Genomic DNA, 16,436 nt, shown 5'->3' with positions numbered 1-16,436 from the left:
CTCGCCGGCGGAGTGGTTGTGCAATACGTCTTTCGGCGTAGCCGCGCGAGTAGGGTGTTTGAGCATGGGACTTAGCGATTCTGACGCGCAAGCGGTCTTGCGAGTTGCCAGCCGGCTCACGCAGCATCCGCCCCTCGAATTTGCGGATGTGCTCGAGGCTGTGCGCGAGATCATCGACTGCGACAGCGCATCCTTCAATGACATGGTGCTCGCCACCCGCGACTTTCGGTACGTCATGTCGCCCGCCAGCGAAGTTGCTAAAGCGACCCGGCTCAAGCCTGAGTACGACAAGTACTTTCACCAGCATCCGTTGAACGCCGCCGCGAACTCCGAGCGCGGGCTCGGCGCTATCCGCTTCTGCGATGTTGCGGGCGGCGCGGATGTCACCGAAACTGACCTCTACCGCCACTTCTACGGCCCGTTCGGTGTGCGCTTTCAGCTGGTGACACAGCTGCCGTCGCCGCCGGATGTCGTGGTCGCCTATGCACTGAACCGTAGCGAGCAGATGGGGGAGTTCAGCGATCGCGACGTTGCCGTCATGGACGCCCTGAGCGGTCATCTCGCGATGCACCACCGCTCTTCGCTTGACGCTGAGCGTTCCCGCCTCGTGGATGCGGAGATGGATCGCTACGCCTGGGCGGTCGTTTCGGTGCGCTCGGATGGCGTGGTGGAGGCGTCGTCGTCGATGGTATTGGATGCCGGAGCCCGGGTTCCCGACAGCCTCGCGTCGATCATTGCCGACACCGCGCAAGCGCCGGGCAGCGATTCTCGTCACGATGTGCTCATCGGCACGCACCGGTGGCACTGCATCGTGCATCCGGTGCGGCTAGGCCCGACGGTGCTGCTCTTGCGCCGGCAACAGGATGTCGCTGCCGACACGAACGCGCTCTTGGTGGCGGGCCTCACCCCTCGTCAGGCCGAAGTGCTGCTCACGCTCGCGCGCACCGGAGGTTCGAACAACGAGCTCGCGCGCGAACTAGGCATGTCGGAGTCGACCGTGAAGAAGCACCTCGAAGGAGTGTTTCGGGTGCTGCAGGTCACTAGTCGGGCTGCGGCGGTGCTGCGGTTGCGTGAACTCACCAGTTTTGGAGCGAGTCGACCCGTTTCGTCGCCGATAAATAACCAGCGACATAAATAAGATTCCTTCTCGCGGCAACTGATTCTTCCCTCGTCTATCCGAAACGAAAGCCCTGTGGTGGCGGAGAAGCTTCAAACGCTAACAGGCAGCTAGAGGGTCTTCGCCGCGGATTCCGCGCTCCGGACAAAAACGATTGAGCGTCTTCATGACGGCTTGACTCGGCGCGAGAACACAGTCCAACTAGCCCGCAACTTTCTCACGCGAAGTCGGGGCAGAGAAAGTTCTATTCAGCGTCGCTGGCTGCTTTCGCCCGCCTGCTTGCTTTAGCGCGGAGCGCGATATATTCGGTAGCTTTCGGCCCGATATGCGAAGCCCAGTGCTCAACAATTGTTGGATCGAAATAATCTTCCTTCACCTTATTTTCACGATCCAAGATAACTTGCGTCGGGAACTCACTCTTCTCGAATAGGTTCATCTCCTTTGTTCCCTCAATCTCTCGACCTCGATTGAGGTGTGAAATCATCGGGTTCAGTAGGCATTCGATTATGTAATTGTGAAGGTCTGGGCGGAGAGTAATTCCACCTGTGCTATCCAGCAAACTCATCTGGGACTCGCCCTGTGTCAGGAAGTTCGGAATCTCACTGTAGGTCGTCGAGAGCATTAGGAACTCCCTAACTGAGCGGGTAACCCAGCCGGCTCCCCCCTCGAACATGCAGTATTGACTCGCTCGAAAGTTGTGGCTCACAAAGTAGAAAAGAAGTGTATTTGCCGATCTGATTGACTCTCGCACCACGGACGCGAGCGCGTTCGGGTCGCTGTACTGCGATATTTCATCGGGCTTCGATGTGTAAAAGATTTCGTTCGGCTGGGCTCCACGAGAAAGCAAGAGTTCGTACAGGAAGTTCGTGAATGCAGCGTCGGCACTTGAGTGCGAGATAAAAATTCGGTAATCCGTCTTGGCTTCTACCGCCCCCTTGATTTTGTTGACTGCGAGAAATTGGATTTCGTTTCTCGTGTCTTCCGATAGCTCGCTCATGCTGGCAAGGTCGCTGTTGAGCGTCTTGGCGAATTGCTCTTTTCCCGCGGCTGCGGCTTTCTGTTTGCGGTCGGATTCGAGCTTCCGAATTTCTTTCGCGAGATTCTGTCGCTTGCTGACGAGCCCGCGCACGAGAGGCCTGAGCAATGCGCGAAGCAGCTTTACTCTGCCGTCGGTTTCATCGTAATCCTGGCGATTTGATGTGGCGATGTCGGGGAATTCATCGTGGTCTAGGAAGTCGAAACTAATCTCGCCTTCGATGTAGTTTGTGTAGGTTCCGGTGAGGCCGAGTTGCCCGAGAAGGCGATCGCTCGCCAGCTTTCCTCGAACGTAGAGTCGTATTTGTGCGGGGTTATAGTAACGATTCTTGTCAAATAACGGGTCGTTCAGTCGCGCCGCATCTTTCTCAATACTCGCGTGCACACCTAGCCAGCCAGTTAGTTCGTATTTGTACCCGTCGAACTCGGACTTTTCGATATCAACCCGTTCCGCAATATTCTTCCACTCAGGGCTTGCCGTATCGGGGCTTGCGACAAAACGATGGATCGAGCGTTCGTGCCGGTACATTTTGTCCAACAAGCCTGGCGCGGGCAAGAGAACTTCGGCTGCCTCGCTAGTGAGCTGATTAGGCATGTCCGCATAGTTGGGAAAATTGGCTTCCACGTAGGCTAAGTTGCCGAACGCGATTCGTTTTTGAGCTCGTTTAAAGTCAGAGTCTTTTGTATCGTCATTGCCATCTACCCGAACTTTGATCTCGCGAGTCGACTCATTCTTATCTCGTGCTTTTAGCAGGAATTGGTTCGCGAGTCGAGCGCGTAGCATCTTCAGCCCTTGCTCACCGTACCCGCGCAAATCGACGTTGCGGAGGCTCACGAACGTCCCCGTATCGAACGGCTCCCACCTGCCCAAGACTGGACTCGGCGGCAAGCCTTCTGAGCGTTGTAGAGATGGGATCCCGTCCGGCTCATTGGATGCCGCTCCAGCGTCGAGTGTCCATGTTGTGTCTGAGGTATTGGTCTTCGTTCGTATGAAGAATTCCTGGGATAGGTATAAGGCCGCTAATTTGCCGATGCCTTTTCGGCCCATGTAATCGGTAGCCGGAGGCTTTTCGATGACGTCGCCGTCATCGTCTTTCATCTGAGCATCGAGTGATGTTTGCGCAGCGGCTCGTTTGTCGTACCCCACTGTCGCGTAAAGTCTTAGGCCGTCAACGTCCATGCCCGTGCCATTGTCAAATACTTCGACAGTCGCCTTTGTCTTGTCTTTCATATCTATGTATAGATAGACCGTGTCCGCGCCCGCATCGAACCCGTTAGCGACAAGCTCGGATAATGCACTCCAAGGATTTGAGTACAGTCCTCTCCCCAACAGCCGAAGCGCAAGCCAGCTGAAACTAAACTCAACAGAATTCTCATCACTCATTCGAACCTCCGCTGCCAGAGTATCGGTGCGCACGCTGACGGAGTCAAGGGGCGTATCTAGAGAGCTGAAATAGTCCACATTCCAGCTACGCGACTAGAGTGCATATTTCGGGTCGAATGTTTGGTCATGGCCCTCGAGTTTTCGGGATTGTTGAGGCGGCAAGCGTTGCAGAACACAAGAATGGGTAAGTTGCGCGCCAGCGAATACTTTGCCGGTATCGGGTTGGCACGAATAGGGCTTGAGAATGCTGGAATCGAAGTCGTTTGGTCGAACGATATTTCCCGGAAGAAGGCTGCTCTGTTTCGTTCGCAATTCGGAGATGACGAATCAGGGCATGAACTCTTCGTTGGCGATCTTGCTGATGTCTCTGCGGAGGAAATGCCTAGCGGAGTAGATATTGGCTGGGCTTCATTTCCCTGCACAGATCTTTCTCTAGCGGGCGCACGGGGCGGCATTCATGCCGGATCTAGCGCGGCGTACTGGAGCTTTATTAGAAACATTTCTGCGCTAGGAACGTATAAGCCAAAAGTGCTCGCGATCGAGAACGTCACTGGGTTCGCGAACAGCAACCAAGGGCGAGACCTCTCAACCGCGATATCTGCACTAAACGGGCTTGGGTACTCGGTGGATGTACTGTCAATCGATGCCCGAAGGTTTGTCCCGCAGTCCCGGCCCCGACTATTTTTGCTGGCAGTTCTCGGAAAGGTCATCGAGGATCCGCGCCCTTCGGTATTGCGTCCGCATGCCCTCGAGTGGGTTTTTGCGGATCCTGCTTTACGCACGCATCGGGCGGCGCTTCCTGAGCCCCCGGAGCTTCTTGCATCTGGCTTCTCAGCACTGGCTGACCGGGTGGATGAGCACGACATCCGTTGGTGGGACAAGACGAAGGTTGCGTCCTTTACAAGTTCGTTGACAGCAATCCAATCAACACGTTTGGCCCACCTCGCTTCTCAGGATGAACCAACCTTCAGAACCGCTTTTCGGCGTATGCGGAATGGGGCGGCGCGCTGGGAGATCCGACGCGACGACATCGCGGGTTGTCTCAGGACTGCGAGCGGGGGGTCGTCAGTTCAAGCTGTAGTTCTCGCGGGCCGAGGGAAGGTGGGCGTGCGTTGGATGACCCCCGCTGAATACGCCAAACTAATGGGTGCGCCCTATTTCGAGTTGTCAGATCAAAAGACACGGGATATTTACTCCGGTTTCGGTGACGCAGTTTGTGTCCCGGTTGTAGAGTGGCTAGCGAGAAACGCCATCATCCCAGCGCTCCGCACAGGAATTGCCAAAGAAGTCCCGCTCTCATCGAGCCGGTGAGATCGGTGTGTGGGTCTCGAGAACGTGATGAATCTTTGAGATCGAATGTGGAGCACGCCTTTCCGAACTGCGTTGCGACGGTCTGGGCGGCGGGTCGAAAGAGGAAGTTTTTCGTTGCTCACGAGCAAAACCGTAACGCTCCAGCCAGGCCTAAAAACTTAGGTCGTGTATTGACGTCCGAACGATCCCCACGTCTCGATCGTTACAAAACGAACGGCCGTCGCATTCGCAGAAGAATCCCAAAGGTTGAGCGAGTTTAGACTGCAACGAGCTGTGCCGTTGTTAGGCCGCCGCATGCTCAAAGTGTCGAAATGACCTAGCGCCTTGTCGAATGAGAAGAATTGAATCTTACGGTTTTCGACATCGCGCATTGAGGCGAACGACCGTTACACCTGAGCGTCATGCGGCTCAGGATCAGCGACGATCTCGGGCGAGAGCATCCGCCGCTTCACGAGCGCAGCTTCTGCGGCCAAAATTCCCAGCACGACCACGGCTCCGATGGCGATGAGGATCAGTACGAGTCCGAGGTCGCCTTCGGGTGCCAAGACTTCGCCTGACTCGGTTTGCCAGGGCCAGAGGGCGCGCAGCGAGCCGAGCATGAGGCCTGTCATGATCACGAGGGTGATGCGGCGGCGGTTCTTCAGTAGCCACTGCAGGCCCGAGACGAAGAGGCCTAGGCCGACGATCGCACCGACGATGAACGCGCCGAGGTAGGCGAAGTTGCGGTCGTTGACGGCCGCGAGTGTGGGGGCGTACATCCCGAGGATCAGCAGAAGGTAGGAGCCCGATACTCCGGGCAGGATGAGAGCGCAGACCGCCAACGCTGCTGCGAACGACACAATGATCAGCGCAGGTTCGACATCCCCGCCACGCGGCAAGCTTGTGAGGGCAACGGCGACGCCGGCGGCGAGCAGGCCGACGATGACTTCGAGGAAGGTCCAGCGTCCGCCAACCATGCGGGCCGGAACGATGAGGGATGCCGCAATGAGGCCAGCCGAGACGGCGCGAGTGCCAGTGGGGTAAGCCTCGAGCAGGGGAGCGAGCACTGCCGCGCCAGCGACGATGGCGAGGAGCATCCCGATGCCGATAGGTAACACGACGTTCCAGCGCACCGAACGGAAGTGCGCACCAGCACGAGAGAAGCCGCGACCGCGAACGCCATCCGCAACAGCAAGAGCCACACCGCGAGCGAGATGCCCGGCGCCGTCGATGAGGGTGTCGTACACGCCGACCAGAAGGGCGATGGTGCCGCCGCTGACTCCGGGAACGATCTCAGCGAAGCCAATCAGTGAGCCTCGGAAGGCGTCGCCAACAGTGCGTATGACGGGGTGCAGACGGGCCATCGCGAACTCGTTTTCTTCTCGTAGTCATCACGCGCAAGTCGAGGCAGCGTGCTGCCCCAGCGCGGGGAGGTCGATTTAGTTTAGGTGGCGAAGGCTGAACGTGCAGCCGGGTATCGGCGGGCACCCGATAGCCCGTAGCCTTGACGGGTGACTAAGGGCAACGGCAACCGACTGCGGACATTTCAACAGCGAGTGAGCCGATCCCTCATCACTATGGCCGGGGGAGCGTTGCGCACCAACAATGCGCCCACTCAACTCCTCTCTTTGCCGGGCAACGAACAGCAGCTGTCGCAGCGTCATGCGCGCTCGGTAATCGATCTCTGTTTGCGCGCGGGCGAAGCGATGTTGGCGACCGGGGCATCCGCGGCCGACGTCGTTGCAACCGTGCTGCGCCTCAGCACTGCCTATGGCGTTAGCGGGATGCACGTCGACATCACCTTCACGTCGCTCACCGTTTCGGTGCACCGCGGAATGAACGAAGACCCCATGTCGATCATGCGCATCGTGAAGGTGCGCACCATCGACTACACGCGCCTGCAGAACGTGTACTGGCTCATCGACCAAATCACCGGCCCCGATGGCCCCGGCGATGTGGATGAAGCGCGCGAGCAGCTGAGCGCGATTCTGACCACGCCGCATCCGTACCGTCGCTGGGTCGTGACCGCCGGTAAGGCGATCCTCGCGGCAGGTGTCGTTGTGATTTTCGGTGCCAGTTTCGTGCTCGTGCTTGTGGCTGCAGCATCCGCCGCCATCTCAGACATAATGACGCGTCGTCTTGAGCGCTTGTCTGTCCCCGCCTTCTTCGCCCAGATGGCTGCTGCCGGCGTCATCAGCCTCATTGCGGTGTTCATGTTTTGGCTGCGGTCAATCGGCATCGATATCCCCGGATCGAACAGCCCGACCGTGATTGTAATCTCCGGAATCATCATGCTGCTGTCCGGTGTCGGCCTCACGTCTGCGGCCAGTGACGCGATCGGCGGCTACTACGTCACCGCCACTGCTCGCGGCATGGAGGTCATCATGATGACGCTCGGTCTCGCGGTCGGCATCTCGATCGTGCTGAGCATCTCGTTGCGCCTCGGAATTCCCGTGGCGATCGGTGACTCGCTGGGGGACAGCCGCAGTGTTGTCTCGGGGATGATCGGCTCGGCCATCATCGCCGTCGGCTTCGCCCTTGCTTCTTATGTGCGGATGCGGTTGCTCCCGATCATGGCGATGGGTGCCGCCCTCGTATACGCCGTCTACTGGTTCGTGCTGCCCTTGGCGTCGTCGCCCGGGCTTGCTCCTGCCATTGCCGGAACAGCGGCCGGCGTCGTGAGCTACCTCCTTTACCGCTGGCTGAAGGTGCCAGAAGGCGCCACCAACATGGTCGGCATTATCGCGCTGCTGCCCGGTCTCGCCCTGTACCGCGGTATCTACGCGCTCATGGATTCCGAGTTTGGGGTCAGCGAAGCGCTGCCCTCGATGGTGATGGCACTCGCCACCGGCCTCGGTTTGGCTGCAGGCACCACTATTGGCGGCTTCATTGCTCGTCGCACCTTCGGCTTCGACCGCGCGGCCATGCTCGCGCTGAAGCGGTCGCGCACGCCGCGCTAGCTGCGTGAGCCCGCCCGGTTGCAAATCTAGACGAATGCGAATGCGCGTCCCGGTGCTCCGCTGCCGCGCGCTACCTTGAGCGGCGCAAAGATGAAGTCCGCCCCGCGAGTGGGCAGTGCACCGAGGTTGCCCAGCGCTTCGATGAAGATGGCCCCGTTGCCGAGACCAGCAAGGTGTACGCCGCTGCCGTCATGGGCCGAACCCATGCTGGGGCTGTCCGTACCGACACAGCGCACACCCTTAGCGATCAGGTAAACGAGCGTTTCAGCGATGGGTGCAGGCCAGGCCGGCCCGGTCTTCAAGATCACGCCGTCATGCGCGTAGGCACGTCCGTCGATGCCAGCGCGGTAGTGCTTTTCGTCCCACCGCGAGCGGAACAGGATGATGTCTCCAGCAGCGATCTCGCCGTGCGCCTGCTCAAAATCGCGGATGTGGTCGGCAGTGATTGCTGGGCTTACGCCGGGTGCCATCTCGGCATCCAATAAGTACTCGATATCGATCACGACGGCAGGGCCCATTAATTGTTCAAGCGGAACATGTTCGGCCGTTATGTCGCCGACCTCCGAAGCGCCGTCAATGTCGGTGTGGGAACCCGGGAGGAAGTGCGCCGGCGCATCCATGTGGGTTCCCGTGTGCTCGTCTATGAGGAGCCACCGCGTCTGGTAGCTGCCGCAGTGGGCTTGGAGATGAGCCTCGGTGGTTCCGCCATCCTCAAAGAAGTTGAACGTCTTCTGCTGGTAGGGCATGTGGCCCGGCCAGGTGCAGGGGAGCTCCTCTGCCAAGAGAAGGGTGAGATCAACAATTGTGCCGTGGGGGAAAGCCATCGGGTATCCGTTCTCTTTGGGCCAACGCTTACGCGGCGGCCATGACCTCGGTGAAGGAAAGAATTCGTTCCTCGGTTGCTTCTTCTCGGCTCAGCTCAGTGACGATCGCACCCTTGCTCATCACAAGCACTCGGTCAGAGAGCGCCAGCACTTCAGGCATCTCGGACGATACCATCAGCACCGCCATGCCCTGAGCGACGAGATCGTCGACCACTCTGTAAAACTCAGCGCGAGCACCAACATCGATTCCGCGAGTCGGTTCATCCAGAATCAGCAGCTCGGGCTTGGAGAGTAACCACTTGGCCAACACGACCTTCTGTTGGTTTCCTCCGCTGAGCACGCCGGCGTCCAACCAGCTTCCGCCGATCTTAATGCGCAGGTCATCGACCTGCTGCGCAACATCGGCATCGAGCTTCTTGCGATTGAGCCAAAACTTGCCGTACTTCGCCAAGTAGGAGAGCACAACGTTGTCGTGGATAGTGAGTGCCGTGTGAAGGCCGAGCTGCTTGCGGTCTTCCGAGACCATGGCAGCGCCAGCGCGAACAGCAGCGAGCGGCGAGCGGATGACGCCTGTCGTGCCGCCCAACACCACCGTGCCGCTGACCGCCGGATCTGCCCCGAAAATAGCGCGGATCAGCTCGGTACGGCCGGAGCCCACGAGCCCCGCTACTCCCACGATTTCGCCGCGGCGCACCTGGAACGAGCACTCGGATGACGAGCCCTGAACAACAAGTTTGTCGACCGTGAGCACTGCATCACCGGGCGTCTGGATCGTGCGAGCCTCGTGCATCTCTTTGTCGAGAGCACGGCCCACCATTGCTGCCACGAGCTCGTCGGTGCTGGTGCTCGCCGGATCAAACTCTCCGCGGGCGATGCCGTCGCGAAGAACAAAGATGCGGTCAGCAACCGCGTAAACCTCATCGAGACGGTGGGTCACAATGATTACCGAGCGGCCATCGTCGCGGAGTCGGCGAATGAGCTGCAGCAACGAATCAGTCTCGCGACGCCCGAGGGCGGCGGAAGGCTCATCCAAGATAAACAGCTGAGCGTCGACCGATAGCGAACGGATGATCTCAACGATCTGCTGCTGAGCAACGCTGAGTTCAGATACGAGAGCTTCGGGATCAATGCCGAAGTCCATGTACGCGTCCGCAATAGCCTTCGAGGCCTGGTCAACCTGCGACTTGCGAGTTTTCCACCATCCCCAGCGGTAGCCCGTGGGGCGGGTGAGGAAAAGGTTCTCCGCCACAGTCATCTCAGGAATGAGATTGAACTCTTGAAGAACGATCGCGACACCGTGGTCGAGAGCGTCCTTGGTTGAGTGGAAGGAGACTGGCATGCCGTTCACGGAAACCGTGCCCTCATCCATCTCAGTCGCGCCAGCAAGAATCTTGCCGAGCGTTGATTTGCCGGCGCCATTCTCTCCGACCAGTGCGACGACCTCGCCCCGGCCGATGTCAAAGTTGACACCGGCCAGAGCGCGCGTGGCACCGTAGCTCTTCTGAATCCCCGAAGCTTCGAGGAGTGGAATGTTAACAGTCATGCCAGTTCTCGATGTCTACTCTTTGAAAACGGTGTCTTGTACCTGGTCTTCGATGGCGAGCACGTTCTCGGTCGTGACCAAGATCGTCTCGACGCTGATCTCTGCATCAACGTCTTCGCCGTCAAGGAAGCTGCACGCTGCCGTGAAAGCTTCTTGACCCATCAGCACGGGCTGCTGCATCGCTGCAGCGGCTACGTCACCCGCCTTGATGGATGCCAGCGTATCGGGGCTGCCGTCGAAGCCAACAACGATGGGGGTTTCTGCTCCATCGATTGCGGTCAGCGCGCCCTGAGTTGCTTCGTCGTGCTCGGTGAAGATGCCGAGAAGGTCAGGGTGTCCAGCCAGGAGGTCCTGAGTGAATCCGAGGCTTTCCGAACGGGTGTAATCAGCTGATTCCAACAGGGGCACGATGGTGTATCCCGCTGCTTCAACCGGCCCGGAGAACCCTTCGGTGCGGTCCTTGCCGTTTTGGCGAGTCTGCGAGATGCCAATGATGCCAACTTCGCCCTCGTCGAACCCTGCGGCCTGCAGGGCTGCGACGAGCTCTTCCCCGGCACCCTCTGCCGCTGCAACGTTGTCAGTCTTGATCAGCGAGACATAGTCGCCGCTATCGGTGCCAATATCAGCGATGATGACGGGAACGCCGGCAGCAGAAGCTGCATCCAGCACGGCCGGAGCCGAGGCAGTGTCAGTCGGCGACAAGATGATGGCGTCAACGCCAGCAGTAATCGCATCTTGAGCATTCTGAAGCTGCTTGCTCTGGCTGTTGTCTGAATCGTAGACCGTGACCTCAGCGTTAGCGTCTGCCGCAGCATCCTGGATGCCGACTGACAGCGAACGCCAGAAGGCCACGCTCGTCGCGGAGGTGATGTACGCGACGTTGGCGCCCTCACACCCCGCAACCGTGATCTCAGGGTTTGCACCACTTGAGTCGGCTCCATCGATAGAGCAGCCGGTCAGCACCAGCGCTGACGCTGCCATAGCCGCTGCGGCGATGATGGGTTTAGATACACGCATGATTCTCCTTTGATATGTGTGTTGCTGTGTTTGTGCGGGTGAAAAATTACCGCTTGCGAACGCGGACCAACCGGTCGAGGACGACCGCGAGGATGATCACAGTTCCCAGCGCGGTGCCCTGCCAGAAGGCGTTGACACCGATGATGTTGAGCCCGTTCTGAAGAACGCCGATGAGGAAGATCCCGATGAGTGTGCCAAGCACGCTGCCCTTGCCGCCCATGAGCGAAGCGCCACCGATGACGACGGCGGCGATCGTGGTCAGCTCGAAACCGCTACCCGTGTTGGGGTCGATGGTGCCGAGTCGAGACGACTCGATCGTCATCGCCAAAGCGCAGAGCAGACCCGTGACGGCGTAGGGGATCACCTGATAGAAGGAGACCCGGATGCCCGAAAGGCGAGCTGCCTCAGGGTTCGAGCCGATCGCATAAATGAATCGACCCGGCTTGCTGCGGGTGAGGAAAATGTGGGCGGCGATGTAGAGCACGACGAAAACGATCACGTAAAACTTGACGCCGGCAATGTTGCCTTTGCCAAAGAAGGCGAATGCGTCGGGCAAGTTGAAGATCGAGCGGCCGTCAGAGAGCACATACGCCAGCGACGCAGTGATCGACATCATCCCGAGCGTCACAATGAACGGCGCGAGTTTGACGTAGGCGACTAGGATTCCGTTGACGAGCCCCGCCAGCAGTCCGACGAGCAACATGACGCTGACGCCAACGAGAACGCCGGCACTCGGCATGACTAAGCCGCCCATCACAATGGAAACGGCAGCGATGCCACCGACCGACAAGTCAATGCCGCCCGTGAGGACGACCAGTGTCTGCCCGATCGCGATGATGCCCAACACCATGACCTGCGACAGGATGTTCTGCATATTTGACGATGACAAGAAGCGCGGCTCAATGATCGTCAACACAACAGCGAGCACGACAAGCGCACCCAACATAGCTGCCTCAATGCGATATGTGGCAACGAACTTGCTCCACCCCGAGCGCGGCGTACGCTGCTCGGCTACTGTCGCGGTCACGCTGAAAGTCCAGCGGTTCGGTTGATGCTGAGAGTCATCATTGTCTCCTGGGTCGTGGCAAAATCACTTCGGGATTCGCCGGTTCTCTAACGTCGAGGGTCGGGCGGGGTGGTTGTCAGATCAACGGTCTAGCTAGCCAGGGTTTCGGCAAGCAGCCCGCGGAGATGGCGTTGGTTCTCGCCGCACACGCTGATCGAATCGCCACCATAGTGCTCGCATGTAAGAATCCCGCTGTATCCCAACGAAACAGCGAGTTCGACTACCTCGCGGTAGTTGATAACGCCGTCACGCAGCGTGCTCGGGGCGGTTGCGTAGTAGGAGTGGTCGGCAGCCTCGTCGCGGGTGTAGTTCTTGAGGTGCCAGTAGTTGGCGTAGGGGAGAGTCTTGGCATAGGTCTCGCGCCAGTCTTCAACCTCGCGATGCAGTCGAACCAAGTTGCCGACATCAGGGTTGATGCCGACGAGGTCGGTTCCGACATCCTCAACGAAACGAACAGCGCTATCGGAAGAGCCGATGTAGGTATCTTCGTACATCTCAAGCGACGTGATCATTCCGAGGTCTTGAGCGTGACGAGCGAGCTCCCGAATGCGAGTGACTGCCGTATTCCAGACCTCGGTGTCGCCGACCGGGTCAATCGGGCCCTGTCCATTCCAGAACCAGAGAGCGTCACGCTGAGCCTTGTTGAACGGCTGGTGCAACCCTGTGGAATAGACGCTGATGCCCATCTCCGCTGCAGCGTCGATTGAGGCGTGTTGGTACGCCAGGTTCTCGGCTTCCTTTCCCGGCTCAATCACGCTGACTCGCTGGATGTGAACTGACGGAATCTTCATCCCGAGCTCTGCTGCGATGGAAACCAGCTCGGCCCGTTCGCCGCTGCTCAACAAAGCAGGCTTCAGCCACGCGTCAGACAGCTCCACATTCGTGAAACCCTGGTTCGCAATCTTGGCGAGCTGCTTTTTCCAGAATTCTGGACCCGCAACTTGGGCAGGCGTTCCATTGCGCGTGGTGGTATCCAGCCCCAGCATGCAGCTGGTGATGGGCCAATTTTCGGCGGTATAAGCGGACACGTCATTGTCCTTACGTTTATGGCGCGACCGTAGCCGGGCGAAAGTGCAGAAGGGAAAAGAGAACGGATAACTCAGCGATTGCTGAAGTGAGCCCGATCGTTAGTGAAGGTAAAGTCCGCCGTCGACGTTGAGAGTCTGGCCTGTGATGTAGCCGGTCTCTTCGCCAATGAGGAAGTGGATGGCTGCGGCGATATCCCGCGGCGTACCAATTCGGCTCGTGAGCAGATCTTGTGTCAGCTCATCTTTGCGAGCATCCGAAAGTGTGCCGCCCATGATGTCCGTGTCGATCGGACCAGGAGAAATTGCGTTGACGGTGATGTTGAACTCACCGAGCTCGCGGGCAACCGAACGAGTCAGGCCGATCACGCCAGCCTTCGACGCCGAGTACGGAGTCTTGCTGAACGTGCCGCCACCGCGTTGGGCGGAAACGGAAGAAATATTGACGATGCGACCGATGCGGTTGGCAACCAAAATGCGAGCGACGCGCTGCGAGACATTGTGAACGCCATCGAGGTTGATCGACATCACGCGCGACCACTCAGAAGGAGTGACCTCGAGGTACGGCACGGGGGAGCTGACACCCGCGATGTTGGCCAAAGCAACGATCTGGGGAAGGCCGGCTTCGAAGGAGGTGATGGCGGCATCCACTGACTCAGGGTCGGTGACGTTCGCGCCATAGCCGAGGGCCTTGACGCCGTAAGTGGTTGCGAGCTCTTCGGCTACTGCAACGGAGCTGTCGTGGTCGACATCGATCACTCCGATGTTCCAGCCGCGCTCTGCCAGATAGGACGCCGTGTAGCGACCGATTCCGCGGGGAGACACTGCTCCGGTGACGATTACGGTGCGTTCGGTGGGGAAATCCATATTGCCAACTCCTTTGTTGATTCTCGGGCTTATTCACCCGATGCATCTAATCGTAGATCATATAGCATCTTTCGAATCGGACGCAAGATGAACCGTCAGCAGCATCGCCGAAACCGGAGCGATTGCCCAGATCTAGGCGTCTGCGGCCCCGCAAAGCGGCACCCAGGCGAGACACCTATACAGTGCTCGGCGAAGGCGGAAGGGTCGAGCTGGGGCGGGCTGGTTGCAAGCCACCGGATGCGCGCGAAAGCGCTCCGAAACCTTTGGAGAGAGTTGTGTTACTTACCGGACGGAATCATCGCGAGCGCGATCGCGCACCTTGAGAATGTGGCTACGCATAGCAGCCTCGACTGCTTCGGGCCCCTGAGAGAAAGCGTCAAGAATGGCACGATGCTCCGCAGTTGCTTCTTCTGCATCGCTCACGCCTGTGGCGACGGTTTGTCGCATCCGATGGACGCGAGTCGAGATTGCTTCCGACATGTCGATCAAGAAGGGATTGTGAGTGTGTTCGAAGATCAGGTGGTGAAAATTCCAGTCCGCAGCGAAGTACTCACGAAGGAGTTCGAGCGGAATATCCCCGGCCTCCGAGGCGTCATGAACTGCCGCCGTGAGTTTGAGATGTTCGGCTAGTGCTTCTTCGAGCGCTGGAAGGATGCTTTCCGGATTCCGCGCAGCGATTGCAGCAGATCCCGATTCCAGCACAAGCCGAGCATCGAATAGCGACTCGAGCTGGTCTGCTGCGAGGGGTTCGGCAACCGTGTATCCCTTGTTGGCTACACGGGAAACGAGGCCGGTGCGCTCGAGCTGGACAAGGGCTTCGCGCACCGGGGTGGGGGAGACGCCGAGGTCACGAGCTATCGTGTCGATCGAGAGGCGAGACCCTGGCTCAACGCCCGGCCCGAGAAGCACGTCCAGCACGCGGTCGTAGACGTGGTCGCGCAGTCCGCGGCGCTCAATGGAGGGCGACGAGTTCGATGTGAACAGCGAATCAGTCGTCATTGGAGCCTTCCCTAGTGACCGGCCACGGCGGGACGGTCGGATGTGCGATCGGAAGTGATTCTACCTATTTCATCGAGGATCGAGCGGATAGCTGTCGGATCGTGTGCAAACCTACCTAGAAAAAGGCCGTCCACTGTGCCGGCGAGTTCAGTGAAAAGGCCCGGGCCAGCACTTCCTCCGTAGATCACGCTGGATTCGGGGTGCAGCTTAAGGAGGCGGGCGTACGCTCGGAGACGGGTGCAGACCTCCTGAATGTGCTGAGCGGAGGCGGGCTCGGGGGCGCCAATCGCCCAATGCGGCTCGTATGCGACCGTAATCGCGCCCTGATAACCGTGGGCGTCAGCATCCCGGAGCGCATCATCGAGTTGGCGGATGCACTCCACCGCAGCCTCAGCGGCCGATGACTTGTGAGACTCTCCGATGCACAGCACGGGGCGCAGCTTGTTGCGCAGGGCTGCAGCAGTTTTGGCGCGAACTACTGCATCCGTTTCGCCAAAGAGCTCCCGACGTTCCGCGTGGCCGACCTCGACGACGGTGCACCCGATTTCGGTAAGAACGCTGCCGCTGACCTCGCCGGTTAACGCGCCGACATCCTCGGTGCTCAGGTTTTGGGCTCCGACTCGGGCGAGGCCTTTTAGGATTTGTTGTGCGGCGGGTATAGAGGGGAACGAAGGGATGACGAACAGCTCGACAGCACCCGACAGCACAACCTCGTGAGTGCGGGCGATCTCTGCGACGGCGGTGCACCAGTCAACAGCACGTTCGTGGCTGAAATACATCTTCAAGCTAACGCCAACCTGCACGGGCGTGATGCTGCCGGGGTTGTTCACCGCTACGCGTTCTCGTAGGCGGAGATCTCTTGCACCTTCTCATTCGACGCACTCGTGGCGTCGAACTCGTAGGTCAGCCACTCGCGCACATTGCGGCGTGCAAGCTCGATGCCAACAACGCGCTGGCCCATGCACAAGATCTGAGCGTCATTGGAAAGGATGCTTCGTTCTACCGAGAAAGAATCGTGTGCGGTGACCGCACGAATGCCGGCAACTTTGTTGGCGGCGATTGCGACTCCCAAACCGGTGCCACAGATCAAGACAGCGCGGTCAGCGTCGCCTGCTGCCACTGTCTCGGCTGCAGAAAGTGCTACGCCGGGGTAGTTTTTCGCAGCATCGGCCGACACCCCAACGTCAATAACTGAAGTAACAAGTGAATTGTTCTCCAGATCGCGTTTGATGATCTCTTTATAGTCGAATCCGGCCTCGTCTGAGCCGATGACAACGCGCCATGTCGTGGACATAGTGTTCTCTACTTT

General features: G+C 59.0%; 14 protein-coding genes. 3 read left to right on the top strand and 11 right to left on the bottom strand.

Annotated features, from left to right (window positions below):
• Positions 1-64 precede the first annotated feature (64 nt).
• Positions 65-1,138, top strand: coding sequence for a helix-turn-helix transcriptional regulator (locus tag CLV85_RS13530; RefSeq protein ID WP_229820194.1), 1,074 nt, complete (start codon positions 65-67; stop codon positions 1,136-1,138).
• 223 nt (positions 1,139-1,361) lie between these two features.
• Here the strand turns inward: CLV85_RS13530 and CLV85_RS08945 are convergent, their stop codons facing one another.
• Positions 1,362-3,536, bottom strand: coding sequence for an ATP-binding protein (locus tag CLV85_RS08945; protein ID WP_100389174.1), 2,175 nt, complete (start codon positions 3,534-3,536; stop codon positions 1,362-1,364).
• Positions 3,537-3,662: 126 nt separating this feature from the next.
• Here CLV85_RS08945 and CLV85_RS08940 point away from each other — a divergent pair, with 126 nt between their 5' ends.
• Positions 3,663-4,847 (top strand): DNA cytosine methyltransferase, encoded by a 1,185-nt coding sequence (locus CLV85_RS08940; RefSeq protein ID WP_100389173.1) that lies wholly within the window; start codon positions 3,663-3,665, stop codon positions 4,845-4,847.
• A 386-nt stretch (positions 4,848-5,233) separates the two neighbouring features.
• Here CLV85_RS08940 and CLV85_RS08935 read toward each other — a convergent pair whose 3' ends face one another.
• Positions 5,234-6,190, bottom strand: coding sequence for a DUF368 domain-containing protein (locus tag CLV85_RS08935; RefSeq protein ID WP_100389172.1), 957 nt, complete (start codon positions 6,188-6,190; stop codon positions 5,234-5,236).
• 192 nt (positions 6,191-6,382) lie between these two features.
• Between CLV85_RS08935 and CLV85_RS08930 the strand changes: the two genes are divergently transcribed.
• Positions 6,383-7,786: a threonine/serine exporter family protein gene (locus tag CLV85_RS08930; RefSeq protein WP_229820195.1), complete on the top strand. Its 1,404-nt coding sequence runs from the start codon at positions 6,383-6,385 to the stop codon at positions 7,784-7,786.
• A 26-nt stretch (positions 7,787-7,812) separates the two neighbouring features.
• Here the strand turns inward: CLV85_RS08930 and CLV85_RS08925 are convergent, their stop codons facing one another.
• The 9 genes from CLV85_RS08925 to CLV85_RS08885 form a co-directional block, all read right to left on the bottom strand.
• Positions 7,813-8,610 carry a cyclase family protein gene (locus tag CLV85_RS08925; RefSeq protein ID WP_205030347.1) on the bottom strand — a complete coding sequence of 266 codons (798 nt, stop codon included), beginning with the start codon at positions 8,608-8,610 and terminating at the stop codon, positions 7,813-7,815.
• Positions 8,611-8,638: 28 nt separating this feature from the next.
• The gene (locus CLV85_RS08920) at positions 8,639-10,153 is read right to left on the bottom strand and encodes a sugar ABC transporter ATP-binding protein (protein WP_100389170.1); all 1,515 of its coding nucleotides are present in this window, start codon (positions 10,151-10,153) and stop codon (positions 8,639-8,641) included.
• Between the two features lie 15 nt (positions 10,154-10,168).
• Positions 10,169-11,170: a substrate-binding domain-containing protein gene (locus tag CLV85_RS08915; protein ID WP_100389169.1), complete on the bottom strand. Its 1,002-nt coding sequence runs from the start codon at positions 11,168-11,170 to the stop codon at positions 10,169-10,171.
• A 46-nt stretch (positions 11,171-11,216) separates the two neighbouring features.
• Positions 11,217-12,197 carry an ABC transporter permease gene (locus tag CLV85_RS08910; protein WP_147433361.1) on the bottom strand — a complete coding sequence of 327 codons (981 nt, stop codon included), beginning with the start codon at positions 12,195-12,197 and terminating at the stop codon, positions 11,217-11,219.
• Between the two features lie 128 nt (positions 12,198-12,325).
• Complete coding sequence (locus CLV85_RS08905; protein ID WP_229820198.1) at positions 12,326-13,264, bottom strand: sugar phosphate isomerase/epimerase family protein; 939 nt, start codon at positions 13,262-13,264, stop codon at positions 12,326-12,328.
• A 99-nt stretch (positions 13,265-13,363) separates the two neighbouring features.
• Positions 13,364-14,128, bottom strand: coding sequence for an SDR family NAD(P)-dependent oxidoreductase (locus CLV85_RS08900; RefSeq protein ID WP_100389166.1), 765 nt, complete (start codon positions 14,126-14,128; stop codon positions 13,364-13,366).
• Between the two features lie 282 nt (positions 14,129-14,410).
• Positions 14,411-15,127 (bottom strand): GntR family transcriptional regulator, encoded by a 717-nt coding sequence (locus tag CLV85_RS08895; protein ID WP_100389165.1) that lies wholly within the window; start codon positions 15,125-15,127, stop codon positions 14,411-14,413.
• Between the two features lie 11 nt (positions 15,128-15,138).
• The gene (locus CLV85_RS08890; protein WP_229820200.1) at positions 15,139-15,957 is read right to left on the bottom strand and encodes a triose-phosphate isomerase family protein; all 819 of its coding nucleotides are present in this window, start codon (positions 15,955-15,957) and stop codon (positions 15,139-15,141) included.
• A 2-nt stretch (positions 15,958-15,959) separates the two neighbouring features.
• Positions 15,960-16,421 carry a ribose-5-phosphate isomerase gene (locus CLV85_RS08885; protein ID WP_100389164.1) on the bottom strand — a complete coding sequence of 154 codons (462 nt, stop codon included), beginning with the start codon at positions 16,419-16,421 and terminating at the stop codon, positions 15,960-15,962.
• Positions 16,422-16,436: the final 15 nt, after the last annotated feature.

Origin of the sequence: Salinibacterium amurskyense, assembly GCF_002797685.1 — a bacterium.
GTDB classification, from domain to species: domain Bacteria; phylum Actinomycetota; class Actinomycetes; order Actinomycetales; family Microbacteriaceae; genus Rhodoglobus; species Rhodoglobus amurskyensis.
The sequence above is the reverse complement of the archived record's forward strand: the minus strand, read 5'-3'. Positions and strand labels throughout refer to the sequence as shown.

What these genes read in the sequence shown, in the direction of transcription:
- CLV85_RS08945 (WP_100389174.1), bottom strand. Translation starts at nt 3,536, where the DNA reads ATGAGTGATGAGAATTCTGTTGAGTTTAGTTTCAGCTGGCTTGCGCTT.
- CLV85_RS08925 (WP_205030347.1), bottom strand. Translation starts at nt 8,610, where the DNA reads ATGGCTTTCCCCCACGGCACAATTGTTGATCTCACCCTTCTCTTGGCA.
- CLV85_RS08915 (WP_100389169.1), bottom strand. Translation starts at nt 11,170, where the DNA reads ATGCGTGTATCTAAACCCATCATCGCCGCAGCGGCTATGGCAGCGTCA.
- CLV85_RS08885 (WP_100389164.1), bottom strand. Translation starts at nt 16,421, where the DNA reads ATGTCCACGACATGGCGCGTTGTCATCGGCTCAGACGAGGCCGGATTC.
- CLV85_RS08940 (WP_100389173.1), top strand. Translation starts at nt 3,663, where the DNA reads ATGGCCCTCGAGTTTTCGGGATTGTTGAGGCGGCAAGCGTTGCAGAAC.
- CLV85_RS08935 (WP_100389172.1), bottom strand. Translation starts at nt 6,190, where the DNA reads ATGGCCCGTCTGCACCCCGTCATACGCACTGTTGGCGACGCCTTCCGA.
- CLV85_RS13530 (WP_229820194.1), top strand. Translation starts at nt 65, where the DNA reads ATGGGACTTAGCGATTCTGACGCGCAAGCGGTCTTGCGAGTTGCCAGC.
- CLV85_RS08895 (WP_100389165.1), bottom strand. Translation starts at nt 15,127, where the DNA reads ATGACGACTGATTCGCTGTTCACATCGAACTCGTCGCCCTCCATTGAG.
- CLV85_RS08900 (WP_100389166.1), bottom strand. Translation starts at nt 14,128, where the DNA reads ATGGATTTCCCCACCGAACGCACCGTAATCGTCACCGGAGCAGTGTCT.
- CLV85_RS08920 (WP_100389170.1), bottom strand. Translation starts at nt 10,153, where the DNA reads ATGACTGTTAACATTCCACTCCTCGAAGCTTCGGGGATTCAGAAGAGC.